Source organism: Enterococcus sp. AZ103 (assembly GCF_051714685.1).
GTDB classification, from domain to species: Bacteria; Bacillota; Bacilli; order Lactobacillales; family Enterococcaceae; genus Enterococcus_A; species Enterococcus_A alishanensis.
Genome location: NZ_JBIOSI010000001.1, coordinates 1,155,721 through 1,182,140 on the forward strand (window position 1 = coordinate 1,155,721; position 26,420 = coordinate 1,182,140).

Consider the following 26,420-nt stretch of genomic DNA (forward strand, 5'->3'; position numbering starts at 1 on the left):
TGCAAAGAGACTTCTTTTTTTGCTCCAAAATGTTCGTAATCGAAAAAATGACCACGCTTTCTTGATTGCCATTCAACATTCGCGCCGTATATTGATTGGCAATGAACAAATATATAAAATCAAACTAGATAAAAACAAGGAGGATTTAAAATAATGCAGAATGAATTTTGGTTTATCGTAGGTAGTGTTGAATTTTACGGCGAAGAAGCCTTATCACATGTTCGCGCTCATGCTGAAGAAATGGTTGATTATTGGAACAGTAATCAAGTTTTTGAATTTCCTGTGAAATTAAAAGAATTAGGTATTTCCTCCAGTAATATTGAGAATCTTGTATTAGAAGCCAATTATCGAAAAGAAGTCAAAGGTGTCATTTTTTGGATGCATACTTTCTCTCCAGCTAAATCTTGGGTGAAAGGCTTAAAAAAATTGCAAAAGCCAATGTTGCATTTAGCTACTCAATATAATGAAGAATTGCCATGGCAAACAATTGATATGGATTTTATGAATTTAAATCAAAGTGCCCATGGTGACCGCGAATTTTCTTTTATCAATAAAAGGTTAGACATGAAAAATAAAATTGTTGTCGGTTATTGGCAGGATGAAACAGTGATTGAACAAATCAATTGTTGGATGAACTTAGCAGAAACGACGGCTGTTTCTGAAAATATTAGAATTGCTCGTTTTGGTGATAATATGCGAAATGTTGCGGACACTGAAGGGGATAAAGTTTCTGCTTTAATCGATCTTGGTTGGGAAGTTGATTATTACGGTGTCGGTGATTTAGTTGCTGAGATGGAGCAAGTATCAACAGCAGAAATCGATCAAGTATATCAAGAATATTTAACAGAATATGAAATATCTGATGAAAATAAGCAGTCTGAATTTTTTGAAGAACATACAAAAGAGCAAGCTAAAATGGAAATTGCTTTAGAAAAATTTCTTATTAAAAATAATTATCAAGGATTTACTTCAAATTTTGAAGATTTACATGGTTTGAAACAATTACCTGGTCTGGCTGTTCAACGATTGATGGTCAAAGGATACGGATTTGCTGGCGAAGGTGATTGGAAAACTGCTGCTTTGACATATTTACTTAAACATTTAGCAAAAAACAATCAAACAGGATTTATGGAAGATTATACTTATAACCTCAATAAAAATAACGAATACATTATGGGAGCCCACATGTTAGAAGTGGATCCAGTGTTAGCAAATGAAAAACCAATTTTGGAAGTGGCACCTTTAGGAATTGGCGGCAAGGAAGACCCTGCTAGATTAGTTTTTGGTGGAAAGGCAGGTTCGGGAACAGTCACTTGCATGATTCACAATGGAAATGAATACGAAATAATTATAAACAAGATTGAAGCAATTAATTGTAAAGCAGCTGATTCCCCTAATTTACCTGTAGCTTGTGTTTTGTGGAAACCATTACCAGATTTCAGCCAAGGAGTTCGAAAATGGTTAGAAGCAGGTGGTGGTCATCATACAGTTTATTCTTTAGCTTTAAATGCAGAGCAAATTACTGACTTATGTGATTTGCTAAATCTTAAATGGACGCTGATTAAATAAAACTGACTAAATAAACGAAGGAGCATGGCAAAATGAAAATTGGTATTGGATCAGATAGTAACGGCATCGCTTATCGTGATGATTTATTAAAATTTGTGAATGAATTAGGACACGAGGCAGAAGTTGTCTTGTTACAAGAAAATGAAGATTATCCAGATGTGGCTGTCGCATCAGGAAAGAAAATATTAAATCAAGAGTTTGATCGTGGCATTTTAATTTGTGGTACTGGGATTGGCATGGCAATTGCCGCAAATAAAGTCCCTGGCATCCGTGCGGCGAATATTACTGATGCTTACTCGGCTGAAAGAGCGGAGTTGAGTAATCATGCACAAATCATTACTTTTGGGCAACAAGTTTTAGGTTTTAATCTAGTAAAAGAATTAGTAAAAATCAATCTAGGTGAAACATTTGTCGATGGTCGATCAACACCAAAAATTGAACGCATCATGACTTATGAAAAAGAATTAAAAAAATATTACGGTTAGCGGGATTAATTAATGACAACATTATGATTGCGTCGTTTAAGAAACCGGTATCAGATGACGGTGACTAATAAATATATCGGTCTGTTGATTGTAAAAAAATTGATATCAATCTGAAAGGATTATCGTTATGAAAAAAATAATGAATCATCCAGAAAACCTTGTGGCTGAAATGATTGAGGGAATTGTTTTATCTTTTCCCTCCGCTTACGAGCGCATTAATGATCAAAATGCGCTGCGTTATATTAACAGAAACGAAAAAAAAGTGAGTATCGTAGTTGGCGGTGGTAGTGGGCATGAACCAATGTTTTTCGGCTTTTTAGGAAAAGGTTTGGCGGATGCAGTAGCTATCGGAAATATGTTTACGGCACCAAATCCGTTGTTAGTTGTTGAAACAGCTAAAGCAGTCGACAATGGTGCAGGGATTCTTTTTCTATATGGTAATCATTCTGGCGATCTTTTAAATTTTGGTATGGCAACTGATTTATTGAGACTTGACGGTGTTGAAGTTGAAAATATCGTCGTTTCTGATGACATCGGCTCTTCCGATAATATGAATAAACAAGAGCGACGGGGCGTTGCTGGAATTGTTTTTGTCATAAAAATTTTAGGTGCCGCAGCTGAAAGAGGTTACAGCTTTTTAGAATGTTTACGTATCGGAAAAAAAGTCAATCAGCGACTTTATTCGTTAGGTGTTGGAATTAATCCGGGCATCAATCCATTGACTGGAAAACCTAATTTTGAAATAGCTGAAGATAAATTGGAATTTGGGATTGGTGTCCACGGTGAACCAGGAAAAAATCTAATCGATCTAATGTCGGCAGAAGAATTAAGCCGGTTGATTGTACAGAATCTTGGAAAAAATGAGGCTTTTAAAGAAAATGCCAAGATTGGAATTTTAATAAATGGGTTAGGTTCGTTCACTTTGATGGAAGAATTGTTGATTTCAAGAACCATTCTTCAAGAAACGCAAAAGATGGGCTTATCAATTGTTGATGTAGTCATTGGAAATTATTTCACGACCAATGATATGAATGGATTTTCGGTTTCAATTCTTGAGATGGATGATGAATTGATTGATCTATACCACGATGACTATTCGATGCCTTTTCAACAAATTGGAGGCAAAAAATGAAAACGATAACAATTAACCAATTAAAAGACATGCAGATATCCGTGGCAGATACAATTATTGAAAATCGAGAATATCTTGGTGAAATTGATCGGAAAATTGGCGATGGCGATCATGGAGAAGGGATGTATGTTGGGTTTTCAGCGGTAAAAAAGATGCTAGCACAAAATAAAAAGTATGAGACGGTTAGTGATTTTTATAAAGACATGGGCATGGCTCTCTTGTCTTCAATGGGCGGAGCTTCCGGCGTTCTTTTTGCCAGTATTTATATTTCTTTAGCAGAAGAAACAAAAGATGCGACACAATTAGAAGTGAATCAACTAATCAAAGGCTATAAAAAAGCGGTTGAATGTATAAAAAAACGTGGGGGTGCCTCAGCGGGCGATAAAACGATGGTTGATGCGTTAGAACCGGCAGTTAAGGCGATGGAAAAGAATTTTTCAAGAGAAGCTGATTTTGTGACGATTCTATCGACGGCAACCACGGCTGCTGAAACGGGGGTTTTGGCGACCAAAGAAATGGTTTCAAAACATGGACGCTCAAAAAATCTCTACGAAAGAACATTAGGCTTTCAAGATGCCGGAGCTACTTCGGTCGCATTAATTTTCGCGACAATGTTGGAATATGTTAGCGAGGTGGAAAATAATCGTGAGTAAGATTTATCTAGGCACTAATCTGAAAATGTTTAAAGGTTATCAAGAAACGCTTGAATACATTAAAAGGGTGAATGAAATCACCCAAAATATTTCCTCGGACATTCAAGTATTTGTGATCCCTTCTTTTTTAACAATTCGTGAAGCTATCGAAAAAACACAACAAAAAAATTGTTGGATTGGTTCGCAAAATATGGCTAGTATAGCAGAAGGTGCGTATACCGGCGAAATTTCGCCAAAACAATTAAAAGAAATTGGCGTCACCATCAATGAATTAGGACATTCGGAAAGAAGACAATTTTTTGGCGAAACCGATCAAGAGTTAGCTAAGAAAGTTAAAGCTTCCGTCGATTTAAAGATGCGTCCACTTTTATGTGTTGGTGAAAATGCATTGGAAAAAGACAGCAATGCTAGCTCTGCCACTGTCTTACGACAATTACAAATTGGTTTGGCAAAACTGACTGTTGAAGAACTAAAAAATGTCATGATTGCTTATGAGCCAGTCTGGGCCATCGGTGAAAATGGTGTACCAGCTGAACCAACGTATGTGGAAGAAATCCATCAAGTAATGCGTGATTGTTTAATGACTTTGGCTGGAGAAATCGGACAGGAAATTCCGTTGCTCTATGGCGGCAGTGTGAATTTAGCGAATTACCAAGAGCTTTTATCTAAAAAAAATGTCGATGGTTTATTTATTGGTCGAACAGCTTGGGAAATTGAAAAATTTAAAGAAATTATTTTATTCGCAAATAAAAATTATGTTTAAAACATAAGGAGGAAAAAAGATGGAATTACATGAAATGACCAGTCAAAAGCTTATTTTAGTCAATCAAAAATTGATCAGTAAAGAGGCAATCTTGAAGGAAATGATCGAGTTGTTTTTTGCTCAAGGAATTGTCGCTGATAAAAAAGCTTTTTTGGATTCAGTCCTGCAAAGAGAAGAAGAATCTGCTACCCGGATGGAAAATGGTTTAGCAATTCCCCACGGAAAAAGTTCAGCAGTTTTAAAACCAGCTTTTGCGGTGATGACTTTAGAAAACCCTTTGACAAATTCTGCTTGGGAATCTGTCAATCAAGAAAATCAAGTTGAAACTATTTTTCTTTTAGCAGTACCGGCAGATAAAGCTGGCAGCACTCATTTAAAATTACTTTCTGAATTATCTGTTCAATTAATGGATCCAAATTTTATCCAATCGATTCATCGAGCAACAACAGCGCAAGGAGTTTACACGATTCTACAAGATCGCGATCAAAAAAAATCTGAAGAAGATGCGGAACCAGTGGTTGCTACGGATAAATTTATTGTCGGTGTAACTGCCTGCACGACGGGTATCGCCCATACGTATATGGCTGCCGAAGCTTTGGAAGAAGCTGGAAAAAAATTAGGCGTCAAAGTGCATATTGAAAAGCAAGGTGCCAGTGGCATTGAAGATAGGTTAACCAAGGAAATGATTGCCCAAGCGGACGGCGTAATTTTTGCGGTAGATACTAACGTAAAAGAAAAAGAACGTTTTGCCGACAAACCTTTTGTTGAAGTAAAAGTTGCGGTGCCGTTAAAAAAAGCCGAATCATTATTAACGGAAGTTTTAGAAAATCCGCAAGGTAAAGTTAAAATTGCCAACAAAGTCACGGACTCCAGTAACGAGTCACAAGAAGAGAGAAAAGGCATCTATACGCACTTTATGACTGGTGTTAATTTTATGTTACCGTTTGTCATTGCCGGTGGAATTATCACAGCGTTAAGTTTTGCATTTGGGATTGAAGCCAGTGATCCAACGAGTGCATCTTATAATGTTTTAGCTGCTGCTTTAAATGAAATCGGTGGCGGAACAGCTTTAGCTTTAATGGTACCAATTTTAGCTGGTGGGGTAGCTTATTCCATTGCCGGACGTCCCGGGATTGCACCAGGTGTGATTGGCGGAATGTTAGCAAGTACAAGTGGCGCAGGATTTTTAGGCGGATTAGTCGGCGGGATGTTCGCTGGTTATCTGACAGCTTTTATTGTAAAACATTTAAAAGTACCAAAATCAATTCAAGCGTTATCAAATCTAATTATTGTCCCGTTACTTTCAGTTTTAATCACCGGACTAGTAATGAAATTTTTAATTGGTCAACCAATTGCAGCCTTAATGAATTTCCTTAATGATTGGTTAAATTCATTAGGTACAACGAATGGCGTACTATTTGGCATATTAATTGGCTGCTTCATGGCGTTTGACATGGGTGGACCGTTAAATAAAGCAATGGCAACATTTGCGATGGGGATGATGGCTAATGGTGTGTACGAACCAATTGCCGCTTGTATGGTGGCAGGAATGACGCCGCCGTTAGGAATTGCTTTGGCAACTGTTTTATTCAAAAAGAAATTCTCGCAAAAAGAAAGAGAAGCAGGAATGTCTTGTTGGATTATGGGTGCGTCATATATTACTGAAGGCGCAATTCCTTTTGCAGTCGCAAATCCCTTCCGAATCATTCCGAGTTTGATGGCGGGTTCAGCAGTCGCGGCAGCTATTTCAATTACTGCAGGTTGTGCTTCAAGAGCACCACATGGTGGAATTTGGGTAATGTTTATTCCAGGTGTAATGAATAATTTATTGATGTATATTGTTGCAATTGTTGCTGGTACGGTTGTAACCGGATTATTAGTAGGATTAGTCACAAAAAATCCTAACAAAGTATAAAAAATAAGTTAAACGATTACCGTAAAAATAAATTCTGTTTATCATAAACTATTCTTCTAAAATTGAAGGGTAGTTTTTTATTTTGTAATTTCTTATTTTAGAGGGAAAATATTAGAATTATGGGCAATAAAAATTTATACTAGGTAAGAAAGTATAATTATTATTTTGAAAGGAAGTGAAGGAATGCTGAAAAAACTATTAGCCAATGTTGGAGAGTATAAAAAACAATCGTTATTAACGCCGTTATATACCTTTGGTGAAGTCTTGATGGATGTAATAATGCCCTTAATTATGGCGGCTTTAATCGACCAAGGAATTCAAAAAAGTAATAGCGGGAAAATACTTGAATTTGGTGGACTTTTATTTGTTTGTGCTATTTTTGCTTTATTTTCGGGAACTTTAGGCGCTCGTTCGGCTGCCAAAGCGTCAGCGGGTTTTGCTAAAAATTTACGCCATACCTTGTTTGAAAGAATTCAAGGCTTTTCATTTTCCAATATTGACCGTTTTTCTGGCTCCAGTTTGATTACACGGATGACCACCGATGTCACCAATGTTCAAAATGCCTATCAAATGATTATTCGAATCTTGGTGCGTTCACCCTTGATTTTGATTTTCTCTTTGATTATGACATTTTATATTAACCGTGATTTATCATTGATTTATGTAGTGGTGGTACCGATTCTAGGGATTGGTTTAGGAATTATTGTCCATTTTGCCCATCCAATTTTTATGAAAGTGTTTCGTACATACGATCGGTTAAATCAAGTGGTTAATGAAAATTTACAAGGCATTCGAGTTGTAAAAGCTTATGTGCGAGAAGATTTTGAAGAAAAGAAATTTAGCGATGTTTCTCAAACGGTTTATAACAATTTTTCGAAAGCGCAAACGATTGTAGCTTTTAATATGCCGTTATTACAAATGGCGATTTACACTTGTATGTTGTTGCTTTCTTGGTTTGGTGCTCGTTTTATTGTAGATGATAGCTCATTTTCTACAGGTGAACTAGTGAGTATGTTCAACTATACGATGCAAATTTTGATGAGTTTAATGATGTTATCAATGACATTTGTTCAATTGATGACGGCGCGTTCTTCTGCTGAACGGATTACCGAAGTGTTGGATGAAGAAAGTGATTTGAAAAATGGTGCCAATCCATTGATGAGTGTCTCAGATGGTTCGGTCGTTTTTAAAGATGTCTGCTTCAGTTATCAAGATGACATGGATAAGCTAGTTTTAGAAAATATTAATTTATCGATTCAATCGGGTGAAGTAATCGGGATCGTCGGTGGAACCGGAAGTTCAAAATCTTCTTTGGTTCAATTAATTCCACGGCTGTATGATGTAACTCAGGGACAGGTCTTAGTTGGCGGAAATGACGTACGGGATTATGATTTGGAAACCTTACGAGATCAAGTTGGCATGGTTCTGCAAAACAATGTTTTATTCTCTGGTACAATTTATGAAAACTTACGCTGGGGAAATCCTCAAGCAACAGATGAAGAGGTCCAAGCTGCAGCTAAAGTTGCCCAAGCCGATGAATTTATCAATGAATTTCCTGATGGCTATAATACGATGATTTCTGAAGGTGGGAATAATGTTTCTGGTGGACAAAAACAGCGTTTGACAATCGCTAGAGCGTTACTGAAAAAACCAAAAATTTTGATTTTGGATGATTCTACTAGCGCAGTAGATACTAAAACAGATCGTGCGATTCGTGATGGCTTGGAAAAAGAAATTCCCGGGACTACTACCTTTATTATTTCTCAACGGATCAGCTCAATTCAAGATGCCAATCGAATCATTGTGCTGGACGACGGTAAGATAAATGGCGTTGGTACCCATGATGAATTGATGGGAAACAATCAAATCTATCAAGAAGTCTTTAATTCTCAAGAGAAAGGGTTTGGTGAAGCACATGAAGAATAAAAAAATGCCCACTAACCCGATGAAAACTTTAAAGCGCTTGTTAGGTATTATGATCAAGCAATATAAATTCCGTTTAATGATTGTTTTTGTCATGATTTTATTTAGTGCTTTTGCTAATGTGCGGGGCTCATTATTCTTACGAGTAGTTATTGACGATTACATCACACCATTGATTGGTTCGAGCAATCCTGATTTTAGTGGTTTGTTAAAAGCAATTTTGACGATGGCTAGTATTTATGTGGTTGGAATTCTAGGAACTTTAGGATACAACTTAATCATGGTGCGGGTTTCTGAAGGTACGCAAAAGAAAATTCGGGATGAGATGTTTGATAAGTTGGAGCAATTACCGTTAAATTATTTTGATTCCAACTCTGACGGCGATATTATGAGTCATTTTACCAATGATACTGATACCTTACGACAAATGATCTCACAAAGTATCCCCAATTTACTGACCGCTTTAGTGACTTTTATTTCTGTCTTTGTTGCGATGATCAGTTTGAGCATTCCATTGACAATATTTGTGATGATTTCAGTTACTGCCATGATGTTTATGATTCGTTTTATTTCTCAAAGAAGTGGGCGTTTCTTTGGTGCGCAGCAAAAAAATATTGGTCTCGTTAATGGTTATATTGAAGAAATGATGCATGGTCAAAAAGTGGTTAAAGTATTTAATCACGAAGCCGCTTCGATTGCTGAATTTGATGAAATTAATGAAAAACTCAAAGAAAGTGCGACAGATGCCAACAGTAATGCCAATATGTTAATGCCCATTATGATGAACTTATTAAATATCCAATATGTTTTGGTAGCAATTATTGGTGGCTTACTAGCGGTTTACAATGTATCTATTTTGACAGTAGGGATGATTGCTTCTTTCTTACAATTAAGTCGTTCATTAAACGGTCCTATCAGCCAAATTTCCCAACAAATTAATTTCGTTATTATGGCGTTAGCTGGTGCGGATCGGATTTTTGAATTGATGGATGAACAGCCAGAAACAGATGATGGTTACGTTACTTTAGTAAACGCCAAAGAAGAAAACGGTGTGATTACTGAAACTACTGATCGGACTGGTATGTGGGCGTGGAAACATCCTCATGAAGACGGCACGATTACTTATATAAAGTTAACTGGTGATGTCCGCTTTGAAAATGTTGACTTTAGTTATGATGGTAAACATGTTGTCTTGCATGATATTAATTTATATGCAGAGCCAGGACAAAAAGTTGCTTTTGTTGGAGCAACGGGTGCTGGTAAGACGACAATTACTAATTTAATCAATCGTTTTTACGATATTCAAGATGGAAAAATCCGTTATGATGGCATCAATATCAAAAAAATCAAAAAAAATTCACTACGAGGCTCTTTAGGAATGGTTTTACAAGATACACATTTATTTACCGGGAGTATCAAAGAAAATATTCGTTACGGTCGTTTAGCAGCGACTGATGAAGAAGTCTATGCAGCTGCAAAATTATCAAATGCTGATATGTTTATTAAACATTTGCCGCAAAAATACGACACGATCATTACAGGTGATGGTGAAGGCTTGTCACAAGGGCAACGCCAATTATTAGCAATTGCTCGCGCTGCAATTGCAGATCCGCCAGTAATGATTATGGATGAAGCGACTTCTAGTATTGATACGCGAACAGAAAGTATCGTTCAATCTGGAATGGATCGATTAATGGAAGGTCGCACCGTTTTCGTGATTGCCCATCGCTTATCTACTATTCAAAATTCTGATGTGATTATGGTAATGGATCACGGTCAAATCATTGAACGGGGAGATCATGACAGCTTATTAGCCGAACATGGGTTATACTATCAACTATACACAGGTAAAGTTGAACTGGATTAAATAAAAAGACAAGACACTGTGTAGTTGCTGCATGGTGTTTTTGTCATTTAAAGAAAGGATGAATCAAATGAAAAGATTTGCAATCAAAGATTATGGAAAAGCTGCTGATGTATTTGAAGAAATTGAGGCGAGTTCCCGAGAAGTTGATGCTACCCATGTCAGAGTGGAAGTGAAAGCTTTTGGCGTAAATCCTTATGATGTGTCGGTTCGTTTAGGAAATATGAAAAGTTTCCGTCCTTTGAAATTTCCTTATGTCTTAGGCAATGATTCGGCTGGGATTGTGACAGAAATTGGTGCAGATATCAAAAATGTGGCGGTAGGAGATGCAGTCATTGCACATTCTGTCGGAGGTGCTAATGGTGAAGAATTAGTTTTACCAGGACATAAATTAATTAAAAAACCTGAAAAAATGTCATTTGCACAAGCTGCTGGTTTTGTGACACCATGGATTACGGCATACAACATGGTGACTCATTTATTAGGAAATCAAATTGGTGAAACAGTCATGGTACAAGGCGCTTCAGGTTCAGTTGGCTCTTTATTGGTTCAATTATTAAAAGCCAACGGTAAAAAAGTTTTGGCAACTGCGTCAAGTCGAAATGAGGCTTATGTGCGTGAATTAGGGGCAGATGAATTTTCTGCTTACGACAAAGAAGATGCCGGTGAAAGATTTGCTGAGACAGCTGACACTGTGATTGACGGAACAAAGGGTGGTCGTAGCAGTGCTTCAGGTGTGAAAATTATGAAAACTGGCGGCAATTATGTGGCCTTAAATCAGTTGCCAGAGGATCAAAGTAAGGCTGGAAACTACTTACATTTTGGTCCTTCAAAAGATTATTCAGATCTAGAAGCCTTAGAAAAATTAGTAGCATTGTATGAAAAAGATGCTATACAAATCAAGATGGCTGATAGTTTACCTTTTACTTTGGCAAGCGTGATTAAAGCCCACGAAATGTTAGAAGGTCATCCACCAGCTGGAAAAATTGTAATTGAAAGGGTGTAAGGGATGAATCAAGAAAAATGGCAGATGGTTTTAGCGAATTTTGATGAGTTGAGTTTTATTGATACCGGCTTCTATCGTATTAGAGAAACCGAAAATGGTTATAAAATTGCTTATTTAGCTCCCGGACCTTGTGGTGAAAAAGTTCAGAATCCCGAAATTTCCCTAGAAAAAAATTCTGATGGAGTCAATCCCGTTAGTCTGATTGATTTGGAAAGTACACCGATTGTTCGCCTGCAAGCAGCCGATCAAGAACAGCTGTTGGTAGCGACTGATGCACTGTTAGATAAATTTTTACAGGCAAAGGCGTTAACTTTTTCTTAATAAAATTTACCAAGAAAAGGTTTTCAATTTTGACAAAATAAAATAATTGTCGCATTTTGGCCTCCAACAAAAGTCGCTAGGATTGAATTGTAGGGAAAAAGCATGCTACATTAAATAAGCGAAATTATGTGAATGGGTGAATGCAATGAAAATTTTACAGTCATTAAAAAATACCTTTAAATTATTTATCTTAGATTGGAAACGAATCGGGAAAAACCCGATTGCCGTATTCTTGATGATTGCACTAATGGTGATTCCATCACTGTATGCGTGGTTTAATATAAAAGCCTTATGGGATCCATATTCTAATACTAGTGAATTGCCGATTGCGGTATACAGTAATGATGCTGGGACAACTTTTCAATCGCAGGATGTAGAAATTGGTCAGCAGGTGATTGAAAATCTGCATCAAAATAAACAACTTGGCTGGCGCTTTGTAGATTCGAAAAAGGAATTAACAGAAGGCGTCAAGTCAGGCAAATATTATGCAGGTATTTATTTACCAAAAGAATTTTCCAGTGATTTAATGAGTTTTACTACTGGTGATATCAAGAAACCAAAAATTGAATATTATCTAAATCAAAAGATTAATGCGATTGCGCCTAAAATTACTGATAAAGGGGCCACCTCCATTCAATCAGAAATCAGTACCGAATTTATCGGAACTGCTAGCGACACCTTGTTGAAGGTTTTCAATCAAGTAGGGTATGACATCGATAGTAATCTGGTATCGATCAATAAAGTCAAAGATCTGATTTTAACAACCAATGATAATTTAGACGAAATTGATAAATACACCCAAGAAGTAGTGGCTCTGCAAGGGAAAATGCCAGAATTAAAAGCTAAACTTGCCAAAGCTAATGAATTGACGGCTTATCTACCTGAAATCGATCAAATGGGACAAAAGCTAGTAAAATTAAATCAACAAATGCCGACGATTCAAAAGCAAGCCGGCGTAATTTTAACGATTCAAGATAAGATTCCGGAAATCCAACAAGCCGCTGGACAATTAAATCAAGTGGACAGTGATTTTGCAAATATTCAACAAACGATGACTGACGGTATTAACGATGCTAAACAAGGATTACAAGTTATCCAACAAGTGCAAGCAATTTTACCGGATGTTGAAAAATTAGGAAACCAAGCTACTGATTTTGCTGATGCCACTAAAAAGGGTGCCGAACAATTACAAGCTGCGATTCCTAATATTTCTAACAGCGTTCAAGTCACGTTGACTTCGATAGGTGAAGTAGCTAATACTACTAGCGCGATTAGTAGCCAAATTTCAACCTATCTAACAGATCACCAATTAACTGATCAAGAAAAAGCAGATATCAATCGATTGATAACCGATTTTCAAAGTAACATTGCGAATCAACAAACTGCAATTGATGGTCTAACCAATTTATTAGATCAATTAAAAACAGCCGCCGATCAAAATGGTTTGACTGAACAAAGCCAAAAGTTGGCTACTCTGATTAGCCAATTAACAAATTTGAAAGATGTATTGACCGATATAAACAATCGTCTGACTTCATTAAACACGGCTGTCCAAAATGGCAATGTTGATGAAGCCACTCAGCTGTTGGATCAAATTACAGCTGCCGCAAATAATATTTCAACCTTAGTTGGTAGTATTGATGTTAATGCTGCTAGCGGTATTGTGGAAAATGTGCTGACAAAACTAATCACTACGATTGATACGGCACAAGGAGTCTTAACCCAAGCCCAACAAATTGATTTTAATTCATTGCTGAACTCAACGGCTAAAACAGTCAATCAAGCTGTGACGATTTTAGAAAAATATCAAGCTCAAATGCCAGCAATTGGCCAAGAAATTCACGATGCCAATACATTGCTAAGTGGTCATATGACTGAAATTGTCGGGGGTATCAATACGGCGGCAGATTTATATCAAAATGAACTGCCAGTGGTAGCAGATAAATTAAACACCGCTGCTAATTTTGTCCAAAACGATTGGCCTGGAGTGAAAAGTGATTTAACTAATGGCTTGAATGTCGCAAATCAAAAATTGCCTGATGTCGAAAATGCGCTAAATCTGGCGACTGATTTAATTAATAATGATTGGCCTAGTTTAAAAGCAGGTATTCAAAAGGCTGCCACCGCCATCAATCAAGGAGAAAAAACAGTTGACTTAGGCGAGATTGTAAAATTACTGAAACTAGATGCAACAAAAGAAAGTGATTTCTTCGCTAGTCCTGTCGAATTGAAAACAAATACTTATTATCCGATTGAAAATAACGGCTCAGCCAGCACACCTTTTTATACAGCATTGTGTTTATGGGTGGGGGCAGTATTATTTTCAAGTGTCACAACCACCAGTTTTGCTTTAGATAAAAAAGATCGCGGGCGTTACACTAAACGAGAACAATATGGTGCACGTTTAGGAACTTATTTAGTTGTTGGCACGATTCAAGCTTTAATTGTAACGCTGGGAAATTTATTTATTCTCGGTGTTTACACAAAAGATCCAGTGGAAAGTGTCATCTTTGCAGTTTTAGTTGCACTGGCCTTTACTATGATTGTATACACCTTGGTTGCGCTATTTGGAACAGTAGGAAAAGGGATTGCGATTATTATTTTAGTACTGTCGATTTCTGGCGGAGGCGGAAATTATCCAATCCAAGTTTCTGGGAAATTTTTCCAAGCGGTAAATCCATGGTTACCTTTTACCCACGCAGTGAATCTATTACGGGAAAGCGCCGGCGGAATTTATTGGCCGAATGCTACACCAGCGATCTGGATTTTGATTGGCTTATTCGTTGGTTTTGGCGTGATCGGAGTATGGATGTATCCGGTGTTAGAACCGCATCTAAAAAAACTTACAAAGGTTGCCCATGAAAGTAAAATTTTCCATTGATAAAGAGTAACGAACGACAGTTATTTTTGACTGAAGTTCGTTGCTTTTTTTTGCTGAAAAAATAACTTATATTTTTTTGAAAATAAGCTTTTTAATGATTGAAAAAAATGATTGACTTTTCACATGGAGGCGAGTAATATTGCGCTTGTTTGCAGTAATTAGAGGAGTGGAAAAAGTGGATTATCTTAAACGTTTATTAGTGGGACGCCCATTAAAATCTTCGGAGGACGAAGGCCAAAGTTTATCCCGTTTTGCAGCACTTGCAATGCTGTCTTCTGATGCATTATCATCAGTCGCTTATGGAACGGAGCAAATTGTTGTTGTGCTGGTCACTTTATCAGCAGCTGCAATTTGGTATTCTTTACCGATTGCTGCAGTCGTTTTAGTTTTATTAACATCTTTAATTTTATCTTATCGACAAATTATTCATGCCTATCCCCATGGCGGTGGCGCTTATGTCGTGAGTAGTGAAAATTTAGGAAAGAACGCCGGTTTAATCGCTGGTGGTTCACTTTTAATAGATTATATGTTGACGGTGGCAGTTTCTGTGTCAGCTGGAGCTGAAGCAATTACTTCAGCCATTCCGTCGCTGTATGCTCACCGAGTCGCAATTTCGATTGTGATTGTTTTGTTAATTATGCTGATGAATTTACGCGGTTTGCGAGAATCAGCTGGATTTTTAATGTTTCCGGTTTATACCTTTATTGCAGTGATTACGATTTTAATTTTATATGGCATCTTTAAAGTTGTTACCGGTATGGATGCTTATCATGCGACAGCTGCACCAGGAGCGCTGGTACCGGGTGTTACGATTGCTTTATTGTTAAGAGCCTTTTCATCTGGTTCTTCTTCTTTAACAGGGGTAGAAGCGATTAGTAATGCTGTTCCATTTTTCAAAAAGCCAAAAGCTAAAAATGCTGCCGGCACTTTAGCGATGATGGGTTTAATCTTAGGATTTTTCTTTACGGGGATTACTTTTTTAAACTACTGGTATGGAATTGTTCCTACAACAGAAGTAACCGTCTTGTCGCAAGTTGGTTCAGCAGTTTTTGGTGGTCAAGGAATCATGTATTATTTGTTACAGTTTTCAACCGCTTTAATTTTAGCAGTTGCAGCCAATACTGGCTTTTCCGCTTTTCCAGTCTTAGCTTATAATCTAGCCAAAGATAAATACTTACCTCATAATTATCAAGACCGAGGTGATCGTTTAGGTTATTCCAACGGGATTATAACTTTGGCATTGGGTTCAATTGTTTTGCTTTTGATATTCCAGGGATCAACAGAACGTTTAATTCCTTTGTACTCAGTCGGCGTATTTATTCCATTTACCTTGTCACAAACAGGGATGGTTTTAAAATGGCGCAAAGAAGGCAAAAATTGGTTTAGAAAATCGATTGCTAATATCATTGGGGCTGCGATTTCTTTTTCAATAGTGGTAATTTTATTTGTTTTCCGCTTGCCTGATATTTGGCCATTCTTTATTATTATGCCTATTCTGATGTATATTTTTTATCGCATTCATACCCATTATAAAAATGTGGCGGAGCAATTACGGATTGCCAATGATGAACCGATAAAAATTCATGAATATGACGGAAATACAGTGGTGGTTTTAGTCGGGAATGTTACCCAAGTGAATGTTGGCGCCTTAAATTATGCTCAGTCAATTGGGGATTATGTGATTGCGATGCATGTCTCGCTAGAGGAAAATGAAGAGAAGGAAAAAGAAATTCGAGCAGAGTTTAAAAAACATTTTCCAGATATCCGTTTCTCTGTTGTTCGATCACCGTATCGTTCAATTATTAATCCAGTTACCCGCTATGTTAAGCGGATTAGTAAAACAGCTAAAGAAAGAAATTATACTACGACGGTCTTAATTCCTGAGTTTGTTCCTAATAAAGCTTGGAAACGTTCGTTGCATAATCAGACGGCGCTACGTTTACGTTTGAAATTAGCTTATCGCGATGATATTATCATCTCAACTTACAATTATCATCTGAAAAAATAAAGAAGACGACTATCAATTTTTTTGATAGTCGCCTTTTTGTTTATCGGTTGGTAGGATCTAGTCTTCTTTCGACAATACCTAATAACCAGTCGGTAATAATTGCCATTAAAGCGGTAGGTAACGCACCAGCTAAAATAATGGACGTGCCATCTGTGGCATTGGTTCCGCGAATAATAATATCGCCTAAACCACCGGCACCAACGAAGGCACCAATCGCAGTAATTCCGATTGCCACGACTAAAGCATTTCGAATCCCTGCCATAATGACTGAAACAGAAAGAGGCAGTTCAATCATGTAAAGTCTTTGCCAAGCGGTCATTCCCATGCCTTTACCAACATCTAGTGCATTGCGATCGACTTGTCGCATACCAGTATAAGTATTTTTGATAATCGGTAACAAAGAATAAAGAAATACTGTCAGAATAACAACATTTACCCCTAAACCTAAGCCCAACATTAAAATAGAAATCATCGCTAGTGAAGGAATCGTTTGAATAATATTTGCAATTCGAATGATCCAGTTGGCTAATTTAAAGTGCTTAGAAATAAATATCCCAATCGGAATCCCCACAAGTGCCGCAAACAACACACCATAAATAGAAATCAAAAAGTGACGAGTGAACTGGGAGAAGACATAAGCACCATTGGTTTGGAAATAGTAGAAAAATTGTTGGAATGTATTCATGTTTTCCATCTCATCACTTCCCTTCAAAGTAGTTGTTTTCTTTTAGAAACTCTTCAGCTACAACAGATGGTTCAAGTAAATCATTATCTGCCCGATAATTTAATTTTTGCATTTGTTCGGTATCAATCGTACCACTTAATTTATTCATGGCTTCTTTTAAATCTGGATGTTCCTTTAATAAACGATCAGTGACCACCGGCGCGGCATCATAAGGTGGAAAGAAACTCAAGTCATCTTCCAGCATCACCAAATCATAACTAGCAATCCGGCCATCAGTCGAATAGCCTAAAACGATATCCATTTTTCCAGCATCCACAGCATCATAAACTAAACCAATCTGCATCGGTAAAATAGAATTAAAGGAAAAGCCATAGGTTTCTTGGAAGCCATCATAGCCATCACCTTCACGGGTAATCCAAGCGGTATCAACACCGGCTTTTAACTCACCAGCCATATTTTTTAAGTCACTTACTTTAGTTAAATTATATTTTTCAGCCGTGTCTTTTCTAACTAGAAAAACGTAGGTATTGTCAAAACCATAAGAAGGAAACCAAGTTTGATCATAGCGTTTTTGAAATTCATCACTGACAATCTCAAAAGCTTTTTTAGGATCTTTTTCAGCTGGTAAACCTAAAGTAGTTGTTACATCGGTTCCAGTATAACGAGCCGCTGAAATAGAGGCATCGCCATTGATCATTGCTTGGTGATTAATCGTTGTGGTAGCTAAATTATTTATGGTAGTTGTATTTAAATCAGTATAATGTTCAACCATACCACTGACAATGCTGGCTAAAATTTGTGCTTCTGAGGTGATGCCACCCGTAATTGCTACTGTATCTTCAGTATTATTAGAGGCTAATCCAGGAAAAGAACAACTGCTAAAAAGTACCAATGAAGCCGTTAAAATGAATAAAAGTTTGATTTTCTTCATTTATTCCACCTCCTGTTTTAAAGCAGTCGGTGTCAATTTGTTTTCCAATAATCCGAGTAGAAAATCAGAAAGCAAAGCAATAATAATAACTGGTACAGTCCCTGCGATAATTAATGGCGGTTGGAAATTATTTAGTCCACTAAAGATTAAGTCTCCCAAGCCACCGGCACCGATATATGAAGCCAAAGTCGCCCAAGCGATAACATAAGTTGCGGCTAAACGAATCCCAGCCATGATGGTTGGCATGGCAATCGGTAATTCGACAGAAAAAATTGATTGTAAATTGGTCATCCCCATACCTTTGGCCACATCACGATAATTCCAATCGACATTTTTCATACCGATATACGTATTACGTAAAATTGGCAATAAAGAATAGATAAATAGCGCAATGACTGCCGGTAATTTACCCACGCCAAAGAAAGGAATCATTAAGGCCAATAAAGCTAAGGAAGGAACCGTCTGTAAAACTGAAGCCAAACCGATCACAAAAGAAGAAATTTTTTGAAATCTAGTTAAAACAATGCCCAACGGTACAGCTACCAAAATTCCTAAAGCTAAGGCCAGTGCAGAAATATAAATATGCTCGGCACTTTTCGTTAGAATTTGTCCGCCGTATTCATTAATAAATGCTTGCACAAGCTACGCCCCCTCTCCATTGGTGGCAACACTTTCGGCAGCTTCAGCAAAGGAATCTTCTTCGCCCCATAAAACATCGTAAATAATATCAACTAGCGATACCCTTGTCAGAATACCCACTAAACGGTCGTCATCGTCAACTACCGGTACGTATTTAACACCACGTTTTAAAATTCTTTGTAAACTATCTCGCACCAAAGCAGATTTCTTCACATAAAATACTTTTGGATTATAAATTTCACCGATACTAATATTTTTGCCAGTTCGACGCATTTTATCAATCGTTTCAACATCGACAAAGCCTTTCAAGACATTGTTTTCATCGACAACCAATAAAGTATCTACCCGTTTTTCTCGCATCAGTGAGATAGCGCTTTGCAAGCTTTTTTCTGATGTGATGGAAATTGCTCGATCGGTCATTAATTCACCAACCGTTGTTGTGTCAGGTTTGGCTTGTAATAAGCGATCTTCGCCGATTAATTCTTCAACAAAAGAATTAGCAGGATGTTGCAAAATATTTTCGGGAGTATCATATTGAATGACTTTTCCGTGATCCATTATTGCAATGCGATTGGCTAATTTTAGCGCTTCATCCATATCGTGGGTAACAAAGACAATTGTTTTTCCAAGACGTTCTTGTAAATCCTTCACCAAGTCTTGAAGTGAATCTCTCGTAATCGGATCCAAGGCACCGAAAGGCTCATCCATTAAAATAATATCTTGATCTGCCGCAAGCGCTCTCACTACACCAATCCGTTGCTGTTGACCACCGGAAAGTTCATTAGGATAACGATCCAGCATTTCTCGAGGCAACTCGACTAAATCAATCATCTCTTCGGCTGTTTTATTACGTGTTGCTTGATCAACTTTTAGTAATTTTTGGACCAAAGTAATATTTTCACGAATAGTCATATGGGGCATTAAGCCAATACTTTGAATCACGTAGCCAATTTGACGGCGTAATTCGACTGGATTTTTTGTTTTGATATCTGCCTCATCAATTGTGATCGTTCCTTTAGTTGGATCAATCATTCGATTAATCATCCGCATCGTTGTTGTTTTACCACTACCACTAGTACCAATAAAACAAACGAATTCACCTTGGTTAATCGTTAAATTAACATCTTCAACGGCAACTTTATTTCCGTTGTAAACTTTTGATACATTCTCAAAATGAATCATTTTTCCACCTCTTTTTTTAATCAAAAATAATGAGTTCATTAAATTAAGTATGAGGTTAATTGGAAAAAAATGCAAATTTGGTGTGAATAATAAAGAAACGACAGCGTTTTTTCAACTATGGAAAGCGATTAAAAGAACAATCTTTTTTTTCAAAAAAACACCTAAAATAAATTGTCATACTACAAAAAAACGACTTGAGTGAATTCAAGTCGTTGACCTTATTTATCTGGATATAAATGAGCCTCAATTTCAGTACGTTGATCAGCTAAAAAAGGAGGCAAAGCCAAAGTTTCGCCTAAATGCTCCAAGTCTTCATCTAAAGTAAATCCTGGTTTCAACGTAGCAAATTCTACACGAATCCCACCAGGCTCACGAATATAGAGACTTTTGAAGTAGCCGCGGGTAATTAATTTTTCTACCTGCCAATTTTGTGAGAGAGCCTTTTGGTGTAAAGCTTCTAACGACTCATCATTTTCTACAGCAAAAGCAATGTGATCGATACTGCCACGACCCATACGGGTTTTTTCAGTCGATTGACTTTGGAGAATCGCAACATAATGATTTGCTTGAGGCTCATAACGATTATCAACAAAAGACCAATCCAATAATTTTTCAAAAAAATCGATTGTTGCTGCTGGATTTTCCACATAAAAATGAATGGCACGAATATCGATGATTTGCCGATCGGCGGGGATCTCATTTAAGACCAATTTATTTTTTTCTAAACTAGATATTTGAGTTTCAGTTAAAGTAATTAAAACATCATCTGGATCATGTAAAATAATCGTATTTTCTTTCGCTTCATACGAGACGCCAAATTTTTCTATTCGTTCTTGCCAATATGACAAACTATTTTTCGGTAGATTCAAACCAATCTCAGCCAAATACTCACGGTTGTCATAGCGATGGCCTAAATGGGGTACGGCAAAAAAAGTGATTACTGAACCGGCAGATCCTTGATAATCGCCGTAAAATAAATGTGGCATTCGATAATTTTCTTGATTAACGGTATTTTTAACGAAACGTAAGCCAAGAATTTCAGTATAAAAGTGAATGTTTTCTTCCTTATGACGCGTTAATAAAGATATATGATGATACAACATAAAATTCTCCTCTTTTCTTATTTAAAGTAAGTATATCTCAAAAGAAAAAGAAGGCAAATAATCAACCTGACTTTAATCAAAAGTCAAAGCGTGATAAGATAGCTGATGGAAAAGAGGAGAAGAAATGCTAACAACAGAAGATTTTGATTTTGATTTACCAGAAGAATTAATTGCCCAAACCCCTCTAGCAAAAAGAGACAGCTCAAAACTATTAATATTAAATCGCGAAACAGGCGAGGTAAAAGACACCCATTTTGATCATATTATTGATGAGTTGCAAGCTGGAGATGCTTTAGTAATGAACGATACACGTGTTTTACCAGCGCGTCTGTATGGAGAGAAACCAGAAACCGGTGGTCATCTGGAAGTTTTACTATTAAACAATATTAATGGTGACGAATGGGAAACGTTAATTAAACCAGCCAAAAGAGCCAAAGTTGGCACAGAAATTTCTTTTGGCGATGGACGCTTAAAAGCAGTCGTGACAAAAGAGTTAGACCATGGTGGGCGTATTGTTGCGTTTTCATATGAAGGCATCTTTTTAGAAAATCTAGAATCCCTAGGTGAAATGCCGCTACCACCTTATATCAAAGAACGCCTAGAAGATCCTGAGCGTTACCAAACAGTTTATGCGAAGGAAAATGGGTCAGCCGCTGCACCGACAGCAGGGCTACATTTTACTCCTGAATTATTAAAAAAAATTGAAGCCAAAGATGTAAATTTAGTGTACTTAACTTTACATGTTGGTTTAGGTACTTTCCGACCAGTCAGTGTCGACAATATTGCGGAACACGAGATGCATAGTGAATTTTACCGTTTAACGGAAGATGCTGCTGAACAATTAAATCAAGTTCGTAATAATGGTGGAAAAATTGTTGCGGTAGGTACCACATCGATCCGTACTTTAGAAACAATCGGTACAAAATTTAATGGTGAAATTAAAGCCGATAGTGGTTGGACCGATATTTTCATTACACCAGGTTACCAATTTAAAGTTGTCCAAGCTTTTTCTACCAACTTCCATTTACCAAAATCAACTTTGGTGATGTTAGTCAGCGCCTTTGCTGGGCGTGAAAACACTTTGGCCGCTTATCAACATGCGATTGATGAAAGATATCGTTTCTTTAGTTTTGGCGATGCAATGTTTGTAAAATAGCACAAGAAAACCCCAGGCGCTCGATTCGCCTGGGGTTTTTAGATATCGGAAGGATAAGATCATTCGAAATGTTATTACTTTGATTATACATGTAAAGTATGACATGAATTTCTTGATGATAAACATAAATATTTGTTTGTTGTTACATTTTCACATAAATCTTCGATACTCTTTACGCATTTTTTTTAATTCTAATTTTGATCAACTACTCAACTGCTAATGCGCATTCACTATTTATAAAATGATACTTCACACATATATTCTATTCAATTTTCGCACTTTGGTGAATCTGGTACTACTAACAATTTTTACTGTTTATAATATTCTACTTCTTACCGAGAAATTCTTCGAATGAACTTTGTTTCCTCCTTCCTTGTATCTATAATATAGCATAATTAGTTAGAAAAAGAAAGCGATTACAATCATAAAATTAAAAAAAATTATTCACCTCTTTTGAGGGAAATACGAATCACATTCTTTGAATCTGTTAGAAAAACTGTGTTATAGTTAAATCATATGATAACTTATCTAACATTTAAAGGAGGAATTTGATGGCAGATTATCGTAAAAATATTGAAGAAGTAGAGGAGGAATTTGCAACAAATATTCAAAGTGGATTAACCGAAACGGAAGTTAACGAACGACTTAAAAATAACGGAAAAAATAAATTTGATGAACCACCTAAGGAATCACTGGTAAAAAAATTCTTAGTTAGTTTTAGTGATTTTACCACCCTCGTTCTAATCGTCGCAGCAATCATCTCGCTTTACACTGCAATCGCCACCGACCACGGAGATTATTTCGAAGCCTTTCTAATTATCGCAATCGTGATTATCAATGCTGTATTAGCAATTGTTCAAGAAGGTAATGCTGAAAAAGCCTTAGCAGCTTTAGAAGATATGAATAAGCAGACTGCAAAAGTCATACGAGATGAGAGAACGATCGATGTAGATGCAGAAGATTTAGTTGTGGGAGATATTTTAGTCTTAGAATCTGGTGCCATGATTGCAGCGGACGCTCGAATTGCAGAAGGCTCACAGTTAAGAGTAGAAGAATCAGCTTTAACTGGTGAAAGTGAGCCAGTTGAAAAAGACCCTGACTTTATTCCAGAAGATGAAGCACCTTTAGGCGATCGATTAAATATGATCTTCAAAGGCTCAACAATTGTTAATGGTCGTGGGAAAGCAATCATTACAGCGGTCGGAATGCAAACTGAAATGGGTAAGATTGCCGGTTTGTTAAATGATGACCATAATCAAAAAACACCTCTGCAAAAACGATTAAATCAGCTTGGTAAAAGAATTAGTTTGATCGCTTTGGCAGCTGCGGCTTTTGTGTTCTTCATTGGTTATTTACAAGGTGAACCTTTATTAGAAATGTTCATTACAGCAATTTCATTAGCTGTAGCGGCTGTTCCAGAAACGTTAGCCGTAATTGTTACCTTAACTTTGGCTTATGGTGTTCAAAAAATGGCGAAGAAAAATGCCATTATCCGTAAATTGCCAGCAGTGGAAACTTTAGGCTCGGCCAATGTCATCTGTTCTGACAAGACGGGTACATTAACTCAAAATAAAATGCGGGTTCGACGTGTTTGGACTCATGGTGATAGTGTTGTTGATACTGAAGAAGGTATGACGGATGAAGCGATGGAAGTATTATCAGTAGCCGCTTTATGTAGTGATGTCTTAGTTGAAAATGATGACAATGAATTAGTTATCAAAGGAAATCCAACGGAAGCTGCAATTGTACGAGCAGTGGAAGAAAATTATCATACCAAAGCTGAATTAGAAGAAAAACATCCCCGAGTGGGAGAAATTCCTTTTGACTCAGAACGTAAAATGATGACGACCATTCACAAATGGGGTAAAAAATATTTATCAATTACTAAAGGCGCTTTTGATGTCCTATTGCCAAAATTCCATTATGGTGATGTTGATCAAGCAGCGATTGTCAATGACCGTTTTGGTAAAAAAGCTTTACGAGTGATCGCTGTCGGGTATCATTTGCATGATGAAATGCCAACTGAAATTACTTCAGAAGCTTTAGAAAAAAATCTAACACTAATGGGCTTAATCGGGATGATTGATCCGCCTCGCCCTGAGTCAAAAGGCGCTATCAAACGAGCGAAAAAAGCCGGAATTAAGACAGTTATGATCACCGGTGACCATGTTGTAACAGCAGGGGCGATTGCCAAAGAATTGGGAATCATGAAATCTCGCAAAGAAGCTATCTCTGGCGCTGAATTACAAAAAATGAGTGACGATGAGTTAGATGGACGCGTAAAAGATTTATCTGTCTATGCTCGGGTAACCCCTGAAGATAAAATTCGGATTGTTCAATCTTGGCAAAGATCAGGTGCCGTTGTGGCTATGACAGGTGATGGTGTCAATGATGCACCCGCACTTAAGGCCAGCGATGTTGGTTGTGCGATGGGTATCGCCGGAACCGATGTAGCTAAAAGTGCAGCGGATATGATTTTAACAGATGATAATTTTGCAACGATTGTTGATGCAGTGGCGCGGGGCCGTTCGGTATATCAAGGGATTCGTAAAGCGATTAATTTCTTATTGAGTTGTAACATCTCAGAAATTTTTATCGTATTAATTGCTATGTTATTAGGCTGGGGTGCACCATTTACCGCCGTTCAACTATTATTTGTTAACGTTGTGGCTGATGGACTTCCAGGTTTTGCATTAGGCCGTGAACCGGCTGAAGCGGGCATTATGGATGAACCACCGATTCCACGGAATGAAAGTATTTTTGCTCGTGGATTATGGCAAAAAATTGGTTTAAATGCGTTGATGTTTACTGTGGTTGCTTTAGCGGCCTTTTACATTGGTGCGTTTGTACCTTCGATTAGTTATTTTGTCCAACCAAGTTTTGAAGTTGCACAAACCTGTGCTTTCTTAGTATTGGCGTTTTCTTCTATCTTACATGTCTTTAATGTCAGAAGTTCTTGCTCAATCTTCCGAGTAAACCTATCTACTAATAAATCATTGGCTCAAATGGCCTGGTTAGCGATTGGAATTACAGCAGCAATTGCGATTATTCCACAGACCCAAGAATTATTTAGTTTAGTGTCTATTAGCTTTAATCACTGGATTATTGTGGTACTACTTTCATTTGTACCGATTATTATTAATGAAATAATTAAATTCCACAAAGCACCAGAAGTTGATCCAGAGGAAATTTAAAAAAATCTAAAAAGAAAACACAAATGACTCGATATCTTTATCGACGCATTTGTGTTTTTATTTTAAGTTGAAATAAATTGATTACGGTATTGAAGCGGAGTAACTTTCATATTAGCAACAAAAAATTTGGAGAAGTAAGAAGGCGATGAAAAGCCCACTTCATAACTAATGTCCGTTATATTTAATGAACTTTTCCTTAACAAGGAACAAGCTTTTTGTAAACGAAGCTGTTGTATATAGTTACTGGGACTGATTGCCTTATGTCTTTGAAAGAGTTTAAAGAGATAGGTTCGATCGATTTTGTGTTCTTCAGCAATTTGCTGGATAGAAATATTTTGGGTGTAATGTTCGTCAATATAGTACAGAATATTTCGAAAAACTTGTTCACTTTGACTTACAATTTGATTGGTTGAGAAGCTTTCTAACAGGTAATCTAATAGGGCATAGGATTTACTCATACTTGAAAATTGATTGCCTTTTTTAAAAGAATCGTAGATCTCTTCAAACAGAATATTTATCTTTGTATCAAAAGAGCCTTTAATTACGCAATGCTGCGTATTGAGATTAATTTGATCTAATAAAGACGCTACCTTACTTCCAGAAAAGCCAATCCAGCGGTAACTCCAAGGATTCTCTTTTTTGGGAAAATACATATTTTTTGAATTCGCTGGAATCATAAATAAGTCTCCAGCAGTAATGTGCTCCTCACTGATTTGAGGAGTAGAAAAATACCCTTCACCAGCGACACAATAATGCAATACCCAGTAATCGATTGGCGAATACTCGGAAGGTTTTGTCGGACGACAACGCTCATAGCCCACTTCATACAAATGAAATTCTTGGCTACTTTTTGCTTCATTTACTAAGATACTCACATCGTTTTTCATTTGGATATCCATAAGGTCACCCCTTTTTGACTATAAGTAAAAAGGAATGAAAAGTCAACATTAGTACAATAAATTGGAAACATCAGTTGTTTTCATTTTTTTGAAAGCGCTATATTATTTAAG

At 37.0% G+C, this 26,420-nt stretch carries 20 protein-coding genes; 14 read left to right on the forward strand and 6 right to left on the reverse strand.

Going from position 1 to position 26,420, the window contains the following annotated elements; translation table 11 throughout:
* The first annotated feature begins 153 nt into the window (after positions 1-153).
* The 12 genes from araA to ID741_RS06095 all read left to right on the forward strand — a co-directional run bounded on the left by araA (position 154) and on the right by ID741_RS06095 (position 16,520).
* Positions 154-1,569, forward strand: a complete 1,416-nt coding sequence (gene araA, locus ID741_RS06040) for an L-arabinose isomerase (protein WP_218326462.1) — start codon at positions 154-156, stop codon at positions 1,567-1,569.
* 32 nt (positions 1,570-1,601) lie between these two features.
* Positions 1,602-2,054 carry an RpiB/LacA/LacB family sugar-phosphate isomerase gene (locus ID741_RS06045; protein ID WP_438719412.1) on the forward strand — a complete coding sequence of 151 codons (453 nt, stop codon included), beginning with the start codon at positions 1,602-1,604 and terminating at the stop codon, positions 2,052-2,054.
* A 127-nt stretch (positions 2,055-2,181) separates the two neighbouring features.
* Positions 2,182-3,186, forward strand: a complete 1,005-nt coding sequence (locus ID741_RS06050) for a dihydroxyacetone kinase subunit DhaK (protein WP_218326459.1) — start codon at positions 2,182-2,184, stop codon at positions 3,184-3,186.
* The gene (dhaL, locus tag ID741_RS06055) at positions 3,183-3,839 is read left to right on the forward strand and encodes a dihydroxyacetone kinase subunit DhaL (RefSeq protein ID WP_218326457.1); all 657 of its coding nucleotides are present in this window, start codon (positions 3,183-3,185) and stop codon (positions 3,837-3,839) included. Before ID741_RS06050 ends, dhaL begins: the two co-directional genes overlap by 4 nt.
* Positions 3,832-4,602: a triose-phosphate isomerase gene (gene tpiA / locus ID741_RS06060; RefSeq protein ID WP_438719414.1), complete on the forward strand. Its 771-nt coding sequence runs from the start codon at positions 3,832-3,834 to the stop codon at positions 4,600-4,602. Before dhaL ends, tpiA begins: the two co-directional genes overlap by 8 nt.
* Before the next feature lie 19 nt (positions 4,603-4,621).
* On the forward strand, positions 4,622-6,517 hold the full coding sequence (locus ID741_RS06065) for a PTS fructose transporter subunit IIABC (RefSeq protein WP_438719415.1): 1,896 nt from the start codon (positions 4,622-4,624) through the stop codon (positions 6,515-6,517).
* A 183-nt stretch (positions 6,518-6,700) separates the two neighbouring features.
* Entirely contained in the window at positions 6,701-8,443 is a 1,743-nt protein-coding gene (locus tag ID741_RS06070) for an ABC transporter ATP-binding protein (protein ID WP_218326454.1), read from the forward strand.
* Positions 8,433-10,307 carry an ABC transporter ATP-binding protein gene (locus ID741_RS06075; RefSeq protein ID WP_438719416.1) on the forward strand — a complete coding sequence of 625 codons (1,875 nt, stop codon included), beginning with the start codon at positions 8,433-8,435 and terminating at the stop codon, positions 10,305-10,307. The genes ID741_RS06070 and ID741_RS06075 overlap by 11 nt, the downstream gene beginning before the upstream one ends.
* Positions 10,308-10,374: 67 nt before the next feature.
* Positions 10,375-11,310 carry an NADP-dependent oxidoreductase gene (locus ID741_RS06080; RefSeq protein ID WP_438719417.1) on the forward strand — a complete coding sequence of 312 codons (936 nt, stop codon included), beginning with the start codon at positions 10,375-10,377 and terminating at the stop codon, positions 11,308-11,310.
* Positions 11,311-11,313: 3 nt separating this feature from the next.
* Positions 11,314-11,631 (forward strand): hypothetical protein, encoded by a 318-nt coding sequence (locus tag ID741_RS06085; protein ID WP_438719418.1) that lies wholly within the window; start codon positions 11,314-11,316, stop codon positions 11,629-11,631.
* 145 nt (positions 11,632-11,776) lie between these two features.
* Positions 11,777-14,512 carry a YhgE/Pip domain-containing protein gene (locus ID741_RS06090; RefSeq protein WP_218326449.1) on the forward strand — a complete coding sequence of 912 codons (2,736 nt, stop codon included), beginning with the start codon at positions 11,777-11,779 and terminating at the stop codon, positions 14,510-14,512.
* 175 nt (positions 14,513-14,687) lie between these two features.
* Positions 14,688-16,520: an amino acid permease gene (locus ID741_RS06095; RefSeq protein ID WP_218326447.1), complete on the forward strand. Its 1,833-nt coding sequence runs from the start codon at positions 14,688-14,690 to the stop codon at positions 16,518-16,520.
* Positions 16,521-16,560: 40 nt separating this feature from the next.
* Here ID741_RS06095 and ID741_RS06100 read toward each other — a convergent pair whose 3' ends face one another.
* The 5 genes from ID741_RS06100 to ID741_RS06120 form a co-directional block, all read right to left on the reverse strand.
* Positions 16,561-17,214, reverse strand: a complete 654-nt coding sequence (locus tag ID741_RS06100; protein ID WP_218326446.1) for an ABC transporter permease — start codon at positions 17,212-17,214, stop codon at positions 16,561-16,563.
* Positions 17,215-17,218: 4 nt separating this feature from the next.
* A complete protein-coding gene (locus ID741_RS06105; protein WP_218326445.1) occupies positions 17,219-18,136 on the reverse strand; it encodes an osmoprotectant ABC transporter substrate-binding protein in 918 nt (305 codons plus the stop codon).
* Positions 18,137-18,775 carry an ABC transporter permease gene (locus ID741_RS06110; protein ID WP_218326443.1) on the reverse strand — a complete coding sequence of 213 codons (639 nt, stop codon included), beginning with the start codon at positions 18,773-18,775 and terminating at the stop codon, positions 18,137-18,139.
* Between the two features lie 3 nt (positions 18,776-18,778).
* Entirely contained in the window at positions 18,779-19,957 is a 1,179-nt protein-coding gene (locus ID741_RS06115; RefSeq protein WP_438719419.1) for a betaine/proline/choline family ABC transporter ATP-binding protein, read from the reverse strand.
* A gap of 218 nt (positions 19,958-20,175) precedes the next feature.
* Positions 20,176-21,060, reverse strand: coding sequence for a VOC family protein (locus ID741_RS06120; protein WP_218326441.1), 885 nt, complete (start codon positions 21,058-21,060; stop codon positions 20,176-20,178).
* A 124-nt stretch (positions 21,061-21,184) separates the two neighbouring features.
* Between ID741_RS06120 and queA the strand changes: the two genes are divergently transcribed.
* Both queA and ID741_RS06130 read left to right on the forward strand, forming a co-directional pair.
* Positions 21,185-22,216 (forward strand): tRNA preQ1(34) S-adenosylmethionine ribosyltransferase-isomerase QueA, encoded by a 1,032-nt coding sequence (queA, locus tag ID741_RS06125; RefSeq protein ID WP_438719420.1) that lies wholly within the window; start codon positions 21,185-21,187, stop codon positions 22,214-22,216.
* Between the two features lie 551 nt (positions 22,217-22,767).
* Positions 22,768-25,410, forward strand: a complete 2,643-nt coding sequence (locus ID741_RS06130; protein ID WP_438719421.1) for a calcium-translocating P-type ATPase, PMCA-type — start codon at positions 22,768-22,770, stop codon at positions 25,408-25,410.
* 62 nt (positions 25,411-25,472) lie between these two features.
* Here ID741_RS06130 and ID741_RS06135 read toward each other — a convergent pair whose 3' ends face one another.
* On the reverse strand, positions 25,473-26,309 hold the full coding sequence (locus ID741_RS06135) for an AraC family transcriptional regulator (RefSeq protein ID WP_438719422.1): 837 nt from the start codon (positions 26,307-26,309) through the stop codon (positions 25,473-25,475).
* Positions 26,310-26,420: the final 111 nt, after the last annotated feature.